Source organism: Loktanella fryxellensis, assembly GCF_900110065.1.
Taxonomy (GTDB): domain Bacteria; phylum Pseudomonadota; class Alphaproteobacteria; order Rhodobacterales; family Rhodobacteraceae; genus Loktanella; species Loktanella fryxellensis.
Window position 1 is genome coordinate 1 of the sequence record NZ_FOCI01000019.1, and the last position, 15,819, is coordinate 15,819.

The 15,819-nt window shown below is 67.1% G+C and carries 9 protein-coding genes and 2 pseudogenes; 6 read left to right on the plus strand and 5 right to left on the minus strand.

The features are described 5' to 3' along the window. Together BMX16_RS13075 and BMX16_RS13080 are read left to right on the plus strand one after the other, a co-directional pair. A pseudogene (locus BMX16_RS13075) lies at positions 1–210 on the plus strand (ISNCY family transposase); the annotation flags it as partial. Between the two features lie 201 nt (positions 211–411). Next, positions 412–1,392: pseudogene (locus BMX16_RS13080) on the plus strand (IS30 family transposase). Between the two features lie 182 nt (positions 1,393–1,574). Here the strand turns inward: BMX16_RS13080 and BMX16_RS18355 are convergent. From BMX16_RS18355 to BMX16_RS17785, 5 genes are read right to left on the minus strand one after another with little or no spacing between them, the layout of a single operon-like run. After that, the gene (locus BMX16_RS18355; protein WP_177174663.1) at positions 1,575–1,871 is read right to left on the minus strand and encodes a hypothetical protein; all 297 of its coding nucleotides are present in this window, start codon (positions 1,869–1,871) and stop codon (positions 1,575–1,577) included. A gap of 54 nt (positions 1,872–1,925) precedes the next feature. Further along, a complete protein-coding gene (locus BMX16_RS13090; protein ID WP_281242600.1) occupies positions 1,926–3,995 on the minus strand; it encodes an acyltransferase family protein in 2,070 nt (689 codons plus the stop codon). Then, positions 3,910–5,124 (minus strand): SEL1-like repeat protein, encoded by a 1,215-nt coding sequence (locus BMX16_RS17650; RefSeq protein WP_177174665.1) that lies wholly within the window; start codon positions 5,122–5,124, stop codon positions 3,910–3,912. The genes BMX16_RS13090 and BMX16_RS17650 overlap by 86 nt, the downstream gene beginning before the upstream one ends. Before the next feature lie 36 nt (positions 5,125–5,160). Continuing rightward, the gene (locus tag BMX16_RS18215) at positions 5,161–11,595 is read right to left on the minus strand and encodes a beta strand repeat-containing protein (protein WP_089904406.1); all 6,435 of its coding nucleotides are present in this window, start codon (positions 11,593–11,595) and stop codon (positions 5,161–5,163) included. Positions 11,596–11,634: 39 nt separating this feature from the next. Beyond that, entirely contained in the window at positions 11,635–11,880 is a 246-nt protein-coding gene (locus tag BMX16_RS17785) for a hypothetical protein (RefSeq protein WP_089904409.1), read from the minus strand. A 547-nt stretch (positions 11,881–12,427) separates the two neighbouring features. Between BMX16_RS17785 and rfbC the strand changes: the two genes are divergently transcribed. Genes rfbC through rfbA form a run of 4 tightly spaced genes read left to right on the plus strand, consistent with a single transcriptional unit; the run spans position 12,428 to position 15,817 of the window. After that, complete coding sequence (gene rfbC / locus BMX16_RS13105) at positions 12,428–12,994, plus strand: dTDP-4-dehydrorhamnose 3,5-epimerase (protein WP_089904412.1); 567 nt, start codon at positions 12,428–12,430, stop codon at positions 12,992–12,994. Positions 12,995–13,014: 20 nt separating this feature from the next. Next, positions 13,015–14,064 (plus strand): dTDP-glucose 4,6-dehydratase, encoded by a 1,050-nt coding sequence (gene rfbB, locus BMX16_RS13110; RefSeq protein WP_089904508.1) that lies wholly within the window; start codon positions 13,015–13,017, stop codon positions 14,062–14,064. Further along, positions 14,061–14,936 carry a dTDP-4-dehydrorhamnose reductase gene (gene rfbD / locus BMX16_RS13115; protein ID WP_089904415.1) on the plus strand — a complete coding sequence of 292 codons (876 nt, stop codon included), beginning with the start codon at positions 14,061–14,063 and terminating at the stop codon, positions 14,934–14,936. The genes rfbB and rfbD overlap by 4 nt, the downstream gene beginning before the upstream one ends. Beyond that, positions 14,933–15,817 carry a glucose-1-phosphate thymidylyltransferase RfbA gene (rfbA, locus tag BMX16_RS13120; protein WP_089904418.1) on the plus strand — a complete coding sequence of 295 codons (885 nt, stop codon included), beginning with the start codon at positions 14,933–14,935 and terminating at the stop codon, positions 15,815–15,817. The genes rfbD and rfbA overlap by 4 nt, the downstream gene beginning before the upstream one ends. Positions 15,818–15,819 lie beyond the last annotated feature (2 nt).

The window sequence follows — 15,819 nt, forward strand, 5'->3', positions numbered from 1 at the left end:
ACGCATGCGGCAATCACCGAGAACAAGCACCTCAGCGCGGTGCTGGAGCATATCAAGGCCGCACAGGACAAGGCACCTCCCAAGCCGCGTCGCGCAGGCAAACAGGCGACGGTCTATGTCCCCAACGGTCGGCGCAATACCGAAGGCTGGAATTCCAAACTCGCGCGCAGGGCGAAGGAAAAAGCTGCCGCGCCACATCCCGCCGAATGACCGGAAAGGCATGGCTGGTCAGGGCTGCGATAGATGAGGTCTCCGCCCTGCCCAGCCATGCGCGACACCGCACATGGGACATTTCTACTTTGCGCACCGAGGGACATTTCAACTTGGTTGCAACAGCAATATGCAGGCGGGTGGATTCACAAACGATGTGCAACTTCTGTATCGAAACAGAACCTTGCATGGCGTTGAATCATGGGACGTCGCTACTTTCAACTGAACTTGGATGAACGTCGCAAGCTGGCCAAGATGTCGGTCAGGGAGATGGCGGAACTTTCAAGTCGTGCCCCCTGCACGATCTACCGCGAGATCAGTCGGAAGTTCTATCGTGATGCCGAATGACCCGAGCCCGACGGCGACCATGCGGTGACCGCGCAAGACCGGTCCGAAGGTCGCCGCGCCGTGCATCGCAAGTTGATCCGGCATCCCAAGTCATGGCCGCTGTCCGTGCGGGTCTGGATGCCGGCTGGTCACCGGAGCAGAGTGCAGGCCGCATGACGCTGGAACAGCATCCTCACCGGGTCAGCGATGATACGATCTATCGCCATGCCTATTCAAAGGACGGTCGCGCCGAGCACTTCTACCGGCACCTGCCCGAGCATCGTCGCCGGCGCAGACCCTGCGGCACACGTTGACATCATGGCCTCCGGTTTCTCGATGAACTGGCCATCGCACATCGCCCAGCAACTGTTGGGGATCGGTCCCAGTTTGGACACTGGGAATGCGATCCGATGATGTTTCGCAAGGAGTTCGGCCGCGCAAACGTAACCTCGTTGGTCGAACGGGTCAGCTGGTTCGCCGTCATCTTGAAAAACCCGGACCGGCAATCGAAGCCGGTGATGGAGGGGTTGATCACTGGTCTTGCTGCCCTGCCCCCGCAGGCCCGTCGATCCATTACCTTCGACCGTGGTACCGGGTTCAGCGCCTGGCGACATCTCAGGGCAGGTCTCGGTGTGGAACCGTGGTTCTGTGATCCGAAGTCGCCTTGGCAGAAAGGTACGGTTGAAAACACCAACTGCCGACTGCGCCGTGACTTGCCACGCAGTACCGATCTCAAATCGATAAGTAAGGTCGATTTGCGATCGCCTGAACGCCACGCCCCGCAAATGTCTCGGGTGGCAGACGCCGACAGAAGTCTTTCGGGATAATTTGATAGAGGCTCAGGAGCCTCAATGATACCTTGGTCCAGTAGAAATTGCGCTTCGACGTGAGTTCACAGGCGGTACATACCAAGCTGGGTCGCGGCAAACTCCCTATCTTGCTGCAAAGCAACGAGCCATGAAGAATTGGATATAGGCCCGCGCACGCGCTCCGAAGGGCTGCTCACCGTGAAGGCCTGCGCCTTCGCCAACGCAATCCTACGCGAAATCTGACGGACAGTGAGGACGCCCTACCCCTTTGCCCTGGCGTGCGGCCAGGGTCAGCGGGTCCGCATCAGGTGTGTCATGATGGTGAACGCGGACCACATACAGTTCGACGAGCCGACCTCCGCGCCCCGTCCCGAATGGGTGGGCGAAGTGCCGGACCTGATGCGCCGCGTGGCGGGGCGCGGCCAGACCATGCTGATCGTGACGCCCGAGATGCAGTTCGCCCGCAAGATCGCCGACCGCATCGTATTCCTGCATGACGACCGCATCGTCGGACAGGGCCTGCATGCGGATCTGCTGGGCGCGCTCAAGGCCCAACGCACCGCTGCGTTCCAGCCCTGCTCACTCGTACATCAGCAGATCCTGCACGACGGTGGCGGCGCCGACTTCGTTCAGGTGGTTGTCATCGTAGTAAAGACTGCCGAAACCCCCATAGACCTGGCAACGGTCCGAGTTGCACAGCGCGTCCTGTAGGTCGAGGATCTGGACAGGGACGGTCGCCGACAGGTCCGCAACCATCCTGTCGAAGGTCGCCCGTTCGGTCAGGTAGCCGGTCATGGCAATGCCGTCCATCATCGGGTTCTTCATTCCGTCGCCATGCCATAAGTCAATCGCCTGACGGCGCACCGGATCGTCCGGAAGGCTTGGCACGGGGCTGACCAGCCAGACCGGCGTGCCGCGATCCGCGAACTGCCGCAGCGACGTCGCTAGGATCGCTGTGAAATCCGTACGGAAGCCCACCATGTCGGCAAAACCGCGCGGCATGCCGTCGGCTCCCCGCCAGGTCGCGCGGATGTTGCGGTCATCCGGATCGTCCAGATACCACGGCCAGCGCAGGGAATAGATCACGCCTGCCAGCGCCGGGTCGCGCATCACGGCCTGATGCGCCTCAACGCTCAGACGCGTGCAGGTGTCGGGAAACACGTCCAACGCTGCCAGATCTGCGCCGACCGCCGGACATTCCGCATACCAGTAATGCCGCAGGCTGAGGCCGCGCGCATCGAGCGCCAGCGCCAGCTGCTGCGCCAACGCATCCGAATGGCTGTCGCCGATCAGTGCCACGTAAGGCCGGTCGGCGGGGCCGATCAGGCAGGAATAGCCGTAGAGCGTCAACTCGCCCGTCATGCAGCGGGCGCGTTCGGGGTTGACCATGAACCGGGCGGCCCAGGCCTGTTGCGCCTGTTGCGGCAGACGGTCAGGCGCGCCGCCGGTGTGTGCGATGAGACCTGTCAGCGCCACAACGGCGGCGGCCAGCGTGCCGGCCAGCGCCGTCACGCGCCACAGCGACAGATCGCGCCAGCCGCGCCGGGGCGCCTCGAACACCGCGTAAAAGCCCAGCGACACGCCAAGGGCCAGTGCGAACTTCACCCCGTCGGTGGCAGGACCCAGATCGATCCCGACATAGTCGTAGAAGACCATGACCGGATAATGCGCGAGATAGAGGCTGTAGAGCCTGCGCCCGCAGAACGTCAGTGCCGGCGTCCGCGTCGCGGCGATCACGATGCGGCTCTGCGGCTGCAGCACCAGCACCAGCGCGATGCCAGCGACCGCCGGCAGTGTCACGATGCCGGGGCTGGGTGCCTTGTCGGTCAGGATCAGGACCGAAGCAAAGACCAAGGCCAGCCCTGCGACCACGGCCGCATCGTTCAGCGCTGTCGGCAGGACAGGTCGACGGGGCAGCGCGAGGGCCAGGATCACCCCGGCCGCGAACTGCCAGAACCGCGTGTCGATCCGGCTGTAGCCTGCACCTGCCGTGCCCATGGCAAGGCTGGTTGCGAACCACAGCGACGCGGCGCACAGCGCCAGCAGGACCAGGGTCCAGATCCACCGCCGCCAGATCAGTGCGGGCAGGACCAGTGCCGGGGTCATGATATAGAACCACTCCTCCAGCGACAGGCTCCAGGCGTGCAGAAGCGGTGCGGTCCGGGTGATCGCATCGAAATAATCGCCCAGCGACTGTGCATAGCGGTGTGCCTGCAGGGTCAGCGTCGCCTGTGCGGACCGTGCCACCGCCGACAGATCGTCCGGCAGGAACAGGACCCACGCGCCCGCCAGCGTCAGCAGAACCGCCGCGCACAGCGGGATCGCGATGCGCCGGATGCGTCCGGCATAGAAGTCGCGGATCGCCCCCCAACGGCCCTGTCCCGCCGCCTCCGCCGCCGCAAGGCTGCGGATCAGGGACCTGCACACCAGATAGCCGCTGATGACGAAGAAGGTGTCGATGAACAGGTAGGCGCCCGGCAGACCGGGCAGACCCGCATGGCCCCAGAGCACCGCGAGGATTCCGACCCCCCTGAACCAGTCCAGCGTGGCGGACCGGGGCGCGTCACCGGCCAGCGGCGGCCTCCATCTGTGCCAGCACGTCCGCCGCTTCCGCCTTGCCGCGGCTGGCGGCGATGGTGAAATGCGCAACCGCCCGGTCCCGGTCGCCCTGCGACAGCGCGATGGAGCCGAGGTTGAAGGCGGCGTTCGCGTCCGCCTTGGCATCGGCCTGTTCCAGCAGGGCGATGGCGCGGGCACGCACCGCCGCCGCATCGCCGTCCATCAAGGACGGCTCCTGCCACAGGGTGATGCCCAGCGTGTTCAGTGCCGGCACGAACCCGGTCGCGGCGGACCGGTCCAGCAGGGCCACCGCCTCGGCCCTTGGCGCATCCGCTGCCGGGTCGCCCAGGATCGCCACGGCGCGGTTGAATTGCGCGACCGGATCGCCGCCGCTGGCGGCCTTTGCCATCCAGCGCGCCTGTTCGGCCCCATCCGGATCGCCCGCAGGGTTCGCCGCATGATACTGCGCCAGATACCGCGCCGCATGGGGATTGCCCAACCGGTCGGCCCGCGACAGGATCTCGACATAGTCCAGATCGCTGGACACCGCCCTGGCCTGAACCAGCTTGGCCAGCTCGAAATAGGCATCGGCGGCGGTCAGCTTGGGCTGGCGCACCAGCATTTGGGCCAGGACCGGGGTGAGTGCGCCCTCCGCCCCGGCGCTCAGCACCGCGACGACCTGGGCATACTGCCCGCGTGGATCCTCGGCGGCGGCGGCAGCCTGGATCAGGTCGGGAATCGTCGCCGGATCGAAGGTGCTGGCAGGGGCGAGGGCGGTCAGGCGCGCGCGGTCGAAATGCGCGGTCAGATCGCCCGCGGCCAGACGCTGATCCAGCAGCCCCGCGGCGACGTCCCATTCCTGGGCCCAGATCGCAAGGTCGGTCAGGCTGGTCAGCCGTTGTTCGGGTCGGTCCTGCATGGCGGTGACGCAATCCTCTTCGGTCGCAGCGATCCGGTCACGGTCGTTGACGAACTGGCACAGCACGCCCAGGGCCGGGACATAGCCGTCGGCCACGACCGGTTCCAGCGTGATCAGGGCACCGGGGATGTCGCCCTGACCATACAGGCTGACCGCATGCAGCAGGGTGCCCGACGGCTGGCCCGTCATCGCCCGCAGGCCCAGCATGGGCCGGCTGTCATAGCCCCACGTCCCCGCCGCAAGGCCCGCCACACCCAGACCGAGGATCGCCGCAATGGCCCATCGTGCCGTACTGGCCATGCTATGCGATCCCCGTCCACGTCCACGTCCCCGTCATCAGAAATCGAACTTCAGCTCGATTTCCGCACCCTTGTCGTCCCAGCCGTTGCCGATGCCGTTGACATAGCCCGATGCGGCCAGCCGCGCCTGTGGCGACAGGGCGTATTCGGCCCCGACCGACAGGGTCGTGACGACCCGGTCGATCCCGGGGACGTTGATGTCCGCGGTGCGCGTCTCGTTGCCGACCGACGTCTGGATCGCATAGTCGTTCAGCCCGTTGGTCACATCCACGGCCAGACCACCGGTCAGGCTCAGGCTCTGGGTCACGGCGGAACTTGTGGTCAGCGCCAGCGACAGGCCGGTCACGTCGGTTTCCGGCACCCGCAGCGTCAGACGGTCGTTCAGATCGCCACCCTGTTCCGCAAGCTCCAGCGCACCCAGCGTGCCGCGCATGATCGACCCGTCGATCCCGTAGGTCGCACGTCCGACGGTGGTCACGTATTGCGCACCCAGCCGATAGACGCGGGCATCGCTGTCCACATCCTCGAACCGCGTGGTCGACAGGATCGCCGTCCGGCGACCGTCCAGCGTGTGGCTGCCGTCCTCGACCGTCGCATAGGCCTGCAGGCGGCTGGTGTCGGTCTGGTTGACCAGCCCCACCACCCCGAACTCCAGGTTGCGACCGGTCCCGTCGGCGCGCAGCACCGAGCCCACGTTGGCCGACCCGTCCAGCCTCTCGATCTCGAGGCCGAAGGCGAGGCGTTCCAGTTGCAGACCGGCGGTCAGCGCCAGACCACCGTAGTTCAGGCTGAAGTCGGACAGCGTCTGCGAGGATTGCGATCCGATGTCCTGGTTCATGTAGCGGACATCCGCAAAGGTCCGCGGCCCGGACGGGATATCGACCCGGTCCACGAAGGACGAACCGAAGTTCAGCGACCGGTAGGCGTACTCGTAGACGCCGCCATACCCTTCCGAGGTGAACCGCGCGAAGATCGCGGCGCGGTCCTCCGGGTCTGCCGCGGCCAGCGCCGGGACCAGGTTGCCCCCGAACGCGCCGCCGACGCCGTTGCTACCGCCCGACGACAGGAAGCCGTCGATCACGTCGGACGCGTCGTTGTTGGTGCCCGATCCGAAGTCGCCCAGATTGTCGGACAGATCGACGACCTGCTCCTCATCGTCGCCATCGGCCGCCCCCAGCGTGACCAGCACACCGGTCGAGGCCGCATAGACGTAGTTGCGTCCGGTCTCGTTGACGATGGTGTCGAACTCTCCGGTCCACTGCTCGGGATCGAAGTCGAACAGGTTGAACGCCTGACCCGTCGCCGGCACGTAGCCGTCGATGAGCTTCACGTTCAGCGTTGCATCCTCGCCGATCGTGAACCGACCGCCGATGTTGACGTAATCGTGGCCCGTGCCCGGGGCCGCACCGGCGATCTCCATGATCGTGGTCGACTCCTCCAGCGTCAGGTCGCCGGAGAACACGATGACGCCGGGCGACTGGCCGGGGTTCAGCGTGCCGCCGCCACTGATGACGGTGCGCGCGCTGTCGACAAAGCCGGTGCCCGCCAGGACCGCGCAGGCCCCCGTCACGCGGACCTGACCTGCGGTGATCGTCGGTTGGTCGGCCACGGGCCTGCCGTTGAGTTCCAGCACGCCGCAGCCGGTGACGGACAGCGTGTCCGACACCTGCAGGCGGGCAGGCTCGCCCGCCGCGCGACCGGTCACGACCATGTCGGACCCGTTCAGGGTGACATTGCCGAAGGTCGCGGTGCTGGCACCGGCCAGGACGATCTCGCCGTTGACCAGATCGAAGGTCGCGCCGGACAGCGCGCCCGCGAAGTCGAAGGCGCCGTTGACCGTCAGTGCGCCCGCATCGGCGATGTCACCGCGGAAGTCGCTGGCCTGCGACAGGGTCAGGTTCGACCCGTTCAGCGTGACCGTGCCGTTGCCCGACAGGCTGCGCAGGGTCTGACTGTCCTGTGCGATGGCAAAGGCCCCGCCGTCGATCGTCAGATCGGCAGCCGACGCGATGATCCCGCCGCGCGTCAGCGACAGGCCGCCCTGGGCCAGGGTGACGTCGGTGACCGCGATGGCCCCCGCCGCACCGTTCAGCGTCAGCGTTCCCGCACCGTCCTTGGTCAGGTCGCCCGCCCCGGTGACACGACCACCAAAGGTCGTGTTGCCGCGCTGGTCGATGGTCAGCGCGTCGTTCGCGTCCGTCACGCGGATGGTGCCGGTGCCGGTCAGGCCATTGGTCGCGATGGTGCGGTCGCCGTCCACGTTCAGCGTGCCGTTCTGGGTCACGTTGCCAGCCGCCGCGATGTCGGCTGACTGGTTGAAGGTCGCACCGCTCGCGTTGGTCACGCCACCGGTGCGCACGGTCAGGTTTGCATCCTGATCGACCGTGCCGCCGGTTGCGTTGGTCAGGGATGCCACGGTCTGCCGCGTCGCCAGATCCAGCGTGCCGCTGTTCGTCACCACGCCGACCGTATCGGCCGTACCGGCCACAAAGGTGGCGCCGGAGCGGATGTCGATGTCGCCGGTGTCGGCCAGAGTGCCGCCGCCGGTGGTGTCGAGGGTGCCCGCCGACACCGTGGTGCCGCCGGTGTAGGTATTGGCGCCGGTCACGGTCAGAGTACCGGTGCCGTCCTTGGTCAGCGCACCGGCGCCGTTCACGACACCTGCGAACGTCGTGTTGCCCAGCTGGTCGATGGTCAGTGCGTCGGTGGCGTCGGTCAGGCTGATGCGACCGCTCCCGGTCAGGCCGGTCGTCGCGGTGATGGTGCGGTCGCCATCGACGTTCATCTTGCCGTTCTGCACGACGCCCGTCGCCGAGGTGATGTCCCCGCCGAGATTGTAGGTGCTGCCCAGGTTGTTGATCACACCGCCACCCGTCTTGGTGGTCAGATCGGCGTCCTGGTTGACGGTGCTGCCGTCTGCGTTGGTGAGCGAGGCCACGGTCTGGTCGGCGTTCACGTCGTAAGTGCCCGCGTTGGTCACGTCGCGCACCGTGTCGGCGGTGCCCGCCACGAAGGTGGCGCCGGAGCGGATGTCGATGTCGCCGGTGTCGGCCAGGGTGCCGCCGCCGGTGGTGTCGAGGGTGCCTTCGGACACCGTGGTGCCGCCGGTGTAGGTGTTGGCGCCGGTGATGGTGAGGGTGCCGGTGCCTTCCTTGGTCACGTCGCCCGCGCCGCTGATCACGCCCGCAAACGTCGTGTTGCCGGCCTGATCGACCGTCAGCTTGTCGTCCGCATCGGTCAGTGCGATGCGACCATCGGTGGTGCCCGACAGGCCGGTGGCGGCGGTGACGGTGCGGTCGCCATCGACGGTCATCTGGCCGTTCTGCACGACGCCCGTGGCCGAGGTGATGTCGCCGCCGAGGTTGTAGGTGCTGCCCAGATTGTTGGTGACGCCGCCGCCGGTCTTGGTCGTCAGATCGGCGTCCTGGTTGACGGTGCTGCCGCTGTTGTTGGTCAGCGAGGCCACGGTCTGGTCCGCGTTTACGGTGTAGGTGCCCGTGTTGGTGACAGCGCCCGTGGTGTCCACTGTGCCCGCGACGAAGGTGCCGCCCGCCGCGATGTCGATCGCGGCCGTATCGACGAAGCGGCCGGTGCCACGGGTCTCTACGGTGCCGCCGCGGATGTCGAGGGTCGCGACGTTCAGATCGCCTTCCACTTTCATCGTGGCGGCGCCTGCATCGGCGTTCACGGTCATCACGTCGGCCGTGACGCTGCCCTTCAGCACGCTGTGGTCGTTGGCGCTGGCGGTGTTGTCCACCAGATAGAAGGCCACGTCGTCGGTGGACGCATTCGCGGTGCCGATGTTGTTCTGGAACGTCACGACGCCCGTCGCGTCGATGGCGCCGAGCACGAGGCTGCTGCCGTTCGGCACAAAGCCGTTCTGGCCCCAGACCAAGCTCTGGTTGCCGGCGCCGGATCCGCCGAGGTTGACCGTCAGGCCCGGTGCGAGGGCGGCGAAACCGCCGCTACCGGTCCACATCACGTTGTCGGAATCGTCGCCGACCCAGCGGTCGAAGGTGCCCGACGACAGGAACACCGGCACGTTCGTGCCGGTCAGTTGCAATGTGCCGCCGCTGTTGTTCGTGGTGATCCCGTCTAAGACGATACGCGATTCCGCATGGACCCCGACGCCGTCCTCGGCGCGCAGACGGCCGCTTTGCAGCGTGGTATCGCCGGTGTAGGTATTCTCGTTCAGGAAGGCGACCTGGCCTTCGCCGTTGATCTTGAGCGATGCACCGTCGCTGGTCGCGTTGGAACCGATACCCGACGCCGTGGAGTTGTCGGCGATCGTGCCTTCGAAGACGATGCTTTGCCCCGCACCGGGCGCGAGGGTGACGTTCGAACCCTTCATGATGAACAAGTCAGAGCCTGCGCCGACGCCGGGTGCGCCGTCGTCGTCGCCGCTGGACCCGCCCTGCGCGCGGTTGCCGGCGAACGTCATGCCGCCCTGCAGCACCAGCGTGCCACCCGACCGCACGAAGATCGCGCCGCCCAGACCCGATCCGCCGACGCCGCCGGATGTATTGCCGTCCGCATCCACGCTCGACCCGGCACCGCCGCCGAAGCCGCCGTTGCCGCCATCCGCGATGCCCGCCGAGGTGGCACCTTCGCCGGGTTTGCCGGCCGCGCCGCCGCCGGCGCCGAAGCCGCCGTTGCCGCCTGCGCCGCCCGCACCCGCGGCACCGTCGCCCAGCGAATTGCCCGCGGCTGCACCGGCATCGCCGCCGGCCCCGCCGACGCCGCCGCCATAGAAGACGCTGCCGTTTCCGCCGTCGCCACCTTCACCGCCGTCGCCGCCTTGGCCGGTCAGGCCCTGTCCGACATTCGTCTGGAACACGACGATGCGACGCGCGACATCGGCGGCGCTGACGACCTTGGCCGCCACCGACAGGCCCGCAGCCACGGCGAGGATCGGCTTGGGATAGGGATCGGGCACGCCCGCGCCGATCCCCTCGGCGATGGCCGCCGCGATGTCGAGCGCGAGGGCCGAGGTCTCAAACGCCAGATCGGGGTTCGTCGACTGGCCGTCACGGCCGTCGCCACCGTCGCCGCCGGACCCACCGGTGCCGTTGACATTGTTGCCGCCGCCGGTCCCGCCCAGACCGCTGCCACCCTCGCCCGCATTGTTGAACGCCCCGATGCCATCGTTGCCGTTCTGGCGCTTGGTGGCGGTCAACAGCGGTGCGCGACCGTTCATGGCACCGCCGAATGCGGTTTCAGACACGAACAGCAGACGCGACGGATCGCCCGTCACCCCGTTGCTGAGCGTCACGGTCCCGCTCGCGGCGTTGACCGACACGACACGCGTACCTGCGGGCACACCCTCACCCTGCACCACCATGCCGGCGCGGACTTCGCCGACATCGCCGCGCGACGTGACCGTGGTGCCGGAGATCTGCAGCGTTTCCGACACGACGGCCGAAACCTTGGCCGTGACGGGGTTGCTGAGCTCGATCCGGTCGCCGTTCACGGCCGTGACGGTCGTGCCCGCAGGGATGCCTGCACCGCTGACCGGGTCGCCTATGACCAGCCCCGTGTTGGCACTGGGTGCGAACAACACGTTCGATCCCACGACCGAACCGGGTTTGGCGGTGTCGAACTTGATCAGGTTGGCCGGTGGCGCGCTGGAGAACGTGACGGTGCGCGTAACGGGGTTGATGTTGGTGATGGTCGTGCCGGGCGCAAAACCGGGCGAGGTGACGGTCATGCCCACTTCGAGGATCGGCGACAGCGCCCCTTCCGCGAAGGTGACGCTGTTGCCGCCGGCGGTGAAGGCCGCACCGGTCAGCGGCGGCGGCGAGAAGATGTTGAACCCGGCCGTGGACAGCTGCGCCTGCGGAACGGGTGTCGAGAAGACGGCATAGAGCGGTTCGCCGCTGCCGTTTTTCACGATCGACGACACTGTGCCGGCCGGAATCCCGGTGCCGACGACGGCACCACCGGGCTGCAGCGACAGGCGGTCGGTCTGCGACAGAAGCGAGATGTTCACGCGGGTGACGTTGCCGCCGACGATATCGGCCGGGTCGGCATACACACCGCCGCCCCCGAGCGCGGCCGACACGAGATCCTCGAACACGCGGGCGGATTTCACGTAGGACGACACGTTCAGACCACCGGCAAAGGTGATGCCGTTCGCATCGCTGGTGTCGACGGTGGCAAAGACCGGAGAACCGGTCGATTCGATGGCGATCGTGGCCCCGCTGAGCACGCCGTAGGGCGGCTTGTTGGCGCCGTAAGTCAGGGTATTCAGCTGGAAACCACCGCCGGACGCCGTGCCTGCAACCTCGCCCTGGAAGCCTGCGATGAAGTTCGACGTGCCTACTGCGGTCTTGTCGGTCACCGAGAAACCGGCATCCGCCAGATCGACGCTGCCGCCACCGCCGCCGTCGCCGCCCTTGGCGGTGTTGCCGATGAAGTTGGCGTTGCGGATCGTCAGCGACGCGCCCGTGTTGACGAAGAACACGCCGCCCATACCGGCACCGCCGCCGGACCCTTCACCACCGACCGTGTCCTAGTTCCCGAACGTCCCGCCCGCGCCGTCCACCGTGGCGGTGCCCGTCATCAGCTCGAACCCGCTGGCGTTGTTGGCATTGGCCACCGGGGCGGTGACCGAGACACCCGTCTGGACGGTGCCCGTCGAGGTCACGCGGTCGAATGTCTGGGACATGGCCGTCGTTGACAGCAGCACCATCAGCGCCGAGGACGTGAATGCCAGTCGTGACAGGTTGGAAAAACGGGTGGGCGCGGATGTGATCACTTGGGGGCCTCAAATGACTGATTTAATTCAGTACGCTTCCTATCGATGACCCGATTTTCAGCAAAACAATTCAAATTGGCGCGAATGATTTTCAAAGCCTGTGGCAAACGTATGACATCCGCAAAAGACGGAAGCGTGATGGAAAGGTCAGCGGATGCAGAGCGCCTTTTGTACAACCATGTCACCAGGCGTCATCCTGACATGGCGCATATGTTCATCATCAACGGGCTACAGCCTGCGCGCACGACATGCTGTTTTTCCCCACGCGTGCACGGCCAGCCCCGTGACGGCTGCGACATATGGCAGGTCATGGTGCCCTGTGCCTTGCCCCTGCGGTGACCCAGCCGTGCCTCCGATGTCCGCCGGAAGAGCCGAAGCAATCCTTGGAGCCAATGGCCATCCCGGCCATGTTTGCGTCAAATTCTCGCTGCAAAGCCCCACTATGGGACGGACGAAGGTGTGTCTGGCTCTGGCTCTGGTCGGGGCGGCACGGGTATGTCACGACGGGTACGCCTCCTTTGGGGCCAAACCGGCAAGGGTGTGAACGATGATTGAAGCGACGGAACTGGACGGTGTGGTGATCGTGACGCCGCGTGTCTTTGCGGACAGCCGCGGGGCCTTCAGCGAAACCTACAACCGCGATACGCTGGCGGGGTACGGCATCGACACGGCCTTCGTGCAGGACAACCAAAGCTGGAGCCGCGACGCGGGCACCGTCAGGGGCCTGCATTTCCAGTCGCCACCGTCCGCGCAGGCCAAGCTGGTGCGGGTGCTGGCGGGCGAGATCTGGGATGTGGCCGTGGACATCCGCGCGGGCTCTCCGACCTATGGCGCCTGGGTCGGCGTCACTCTGTCGGCGGCGAACAACCGCCAGTTGCTGATCCCGGCGGGGTTCCTGCACGGCTTCGTCACGCGGGTGCCGGACTGCCTCGTGGCCTACAAGTGCTCGGCCCCTTACGCGCCCGCCTGCGAAGGTGCCGTGCGCTTCGACGATCCGGACCTGGCCATCGACTGGGGCCTGCCCGCAGGCGTCGCGGTGCTGTCGGACAAGGATGCGGTGGCGCCATCCTTCGCCGATCTGAACACCCCCTTCACCCATGAGGCCCGCGCATGACGATCCCCATGAAGATCCCCATGACGATCCTCGTCACCGGCGGCACCGGGTTCATCGGATCGGCCGTCGTGCTGCAGGCGATCCGCGACGGGCACCGGGTCATCAACGTCGATTGCCTGACCTATGCGGCGGCGACCGAAAGCCTTGCGGCGGTGGCGGATCATCCCGCCTATGCCTTTGCGCAGGTCGATATCCGCGACCGGACGGCGCTGGATGCTGTCTTCGCCGCCCATGCCCCCGATGCGGTCATGCATCTGGCCGCCGAGAGCCACGTGGACCGGTCGATCGACGGCCCCGCCGCCTTCGTGGAGACCAACGTGCTGGGCACCTTCCACATGCTGGAAGCGGCGCGCAGTTATTGGGTGTCGCGTGGCAAGCCCGCCGATTTTCGCTTTCACCACATCTCGACCGACGAGGTGTTCGGCAGTCTGGGCGAGACGGGGATGTTCGACGAGGACACCCGCTACGACCCCCGCTCGCCCTATTCGGCGACCAAGGCGGGGTCCGACCATCTGGTGCGCGCCTGGGGCGAGACCTATGGCCTGCCGATCCTGCTGACGAACTGTTCCAACAACTACGGACCCCGGCAATTCCCCGAAAAGCTGATCCCGGTGACGATCCTGAACGCGCTGGCGGGCAAGCCGCTGCCGATCTACGGCGCGGGGCTGAACGTGCGCGACTGGCTTTATGTGGAGGATCACGCGGATGCGCTGCTGACCGTGCTGACGCGTGCCGCCCCCGGCGCCACCTATGCCATCGGCGGAGAGAACGAGGCGCGCAACATCGACATCGTGACGGCGATCTGCGCCATCCTCGACGACCGCAGGCCCGACCATGCGCCGCATGCGCGGCTGATCACCCATGTCACAGACCGTCCGGGGCACGATGCGCGCTATGCCATCGACCCCAGCCGCATCCGCGCCGATCTGGGCTGGCAGCCGTCGCTGACGCTGGAGCAGGGTCTGGCGCAGACCGTGGACTGGTATCTGGACAACGCCGACTGGTGGCAGCCGCTGCAGGATCGCGCGGGCGTGGGCGTGCGGTTGGGCACCGCGCCGGTCGCGCCATGAAGGTGCTGGTGTTCGGCCAGACCGGGCAGGTCGCCCGCGCGCTCGCATCGGCGGGTCCCGCCCGCGGCATCGCGGTGCAGACGCTGGACCGCACACGGGCCGACCTGTCGGACCCCGCCGCCTGTGCGGCTGCGGTCACCGCGACCGACGCAGATGCGGTAATCAACGCCGCCGCCTGGACCGCCGTGGACGCAGCGGAAGCGCAGGAGGATGCAGCCCATGTCGTGAACGCCGACAGCCCGGGTGCCATCGCGCGGGCCTGTGCGGCGCGGGGGCTGCCGGTCGTGCACATCTCGACGGACTACGTCTTCGACGGCGGCGCAGGCCCCGCGTGGACACCGGACGCGCCCACCGGCCCTATGGGCGCCTACGGGCGCACCAAGCTCGCGGGCGAGCGTGCAGTGCTGGACAGCGGCGCCGTCGCCGTGGTCCTGCGCACCGCGTGGGTGTTCGACGGGGGTGGCAAGAGTTTTATGACCACCATGCTGCGCCTGTCGGAGACCCGCGACACGGTGGGGGTGGTTGCCGACCAGATCGGGGGGCCAACTCCGGCCGCGGCCATCGCCGACGCCTGCCTGACCATCGCTGCACGGCTGGCGGACGGCAGCGGCCGGCCGGACCTCGGACAGACCGGCGTGCATCATTTCAGCGGTGCGCCCGACGTCAGCTGGGCGGACTTCGCCCGCGCGATCATGGTCACCGCGGGGCGCAGCACCACGATCGTCGACATCACCACCGCCGACTATCCCACACCCGCCCGGCGCCCGGCCAATTCGCGGCTCGACTGCAGCAGCCTGACGGCCGCCTATGGCATCGTGCGGCCCGACTGGCAGGCGGCCCTCACACGCATCATTCAGGAGACGCGCACATGACCGACCGCAAGGGTCTGATCCTGGCCGGTGGCACCGGGTCGCGGCTGTGGCCGATCACGCAAGGGATCAGCAAGCAGCTGATGCCGGTCTACGACAAGCCGATGATCTACTATCCCCTGTCGGTCCTGATGCTGGCGGGCATCCGCGACATCGGCATCATCACCACGCCTGCCGATCAGGCGCAGTTCCGGCATCTTCTGGGGGATGGATCGCAATGGGGCCTGCGCCTCACCTGGCTGGTGCAACCGAGCCCCGACGGTCTGGCGCAGGCCTATCTGGTGGCCGAGGATTATCTGGCGGGCGCGCCTTCCGCCATGGTGCTGGGCGACAACATCTTCTTCGGCCACGGCCTGCCCGAGATGCTGGCCTGTGCGGATGCACGCACCGCCGGCGGCACCGTGTTCGGCTACCGCGTGGCGGATCCGGAACGCTACGGCGTGGTGGGGATGGATGCGGACGGCACCGTGACGCAGATCGTGGAAAAGCCTGCCGTGCCGCCCTCGTCCTATGCGGTCACCGGGCTTTATTTCCTCGACGGCACGGCACCGGCGCGGGCGCGCAGCATCGCGCCGTCGACGCGGGGCGAGCTCGAGATCACCACCCTGCTGGAAACCTACCTCGACGACGGCAGCCTGACGGTGGAGCGGATGGGCCGCGGCTATGCCTGGCTCGACACCGGCACTCACGGCAGCCTGCTCGATGCCGGCAACTTCGTGCGCACCCTGCAGTCGCGCCAGGGCATGCAGACCGGCTGTCCGGAGGAGATCGCCTATCTGCAGGGCTGGATCGACGAGGACGCCCTCGGGGCCCTGGCCCACCGCTATGCCAAGACCGACTACGGCACCTACCTGAGCGGGTTGCAGGGCACGCGGGGGACCTGAAC

What these genes read in the sequence shown, in the direction of transcription:
- BMX16_RS18355 (WP_177174663.1), bottom strand. Translation starts at nt 1,871, where the DNA reads ATGCAGGCCCTGTCCGACGATGCGGTCGTCATGCAGGAATACGATGCG.
- BMX16_RS17650 (WP_177174665.1), bottom strand. Translation starts at nt 5,124, where the DNA reads ATGGCCAGTACGGCACGATGGGCCATTGCGGCGATCCTCGGTCTGGGT.
- BMX16_RS18215 (WP_089904406.1), bottom strand. Translation starts at nt 11,595, where the DNA reads ATGGGCGGCGTGTTCTTCGTCAACACGGGCGCGTCGCTGACGATCCGC.
- rfbC (WP_089904412.1), top strand. Translation starts at nt 12,428, where the DNA reads ATGATTGAAGCGACGGAACTGGACGGTGTGGTGATCGTGACGCCGCGT.
- rfbB (WP_089904508.1), top strand. Translation starts at nt 13,015, where the DNA reads ATGACGATCCTCGTCACCGGCGGCACCGGGTTCATCGGATCGGCCGTC.
- rfbD (WP_089904415.1), top strand. Translation starts at nt 14,061, where the DNA reads ATGAAGGTGCTGGTGTTCGGCCAGACCGGGCAGGTCGCCCGCGCGCTC.
- rfbA (WP_089904418.1), top strand. Translation starts at nt 14,933, where the DNA reads ATGACCGACCGCAAGGGTCTGATCCTGGCCGGTGGCACCGGGTCGCGG.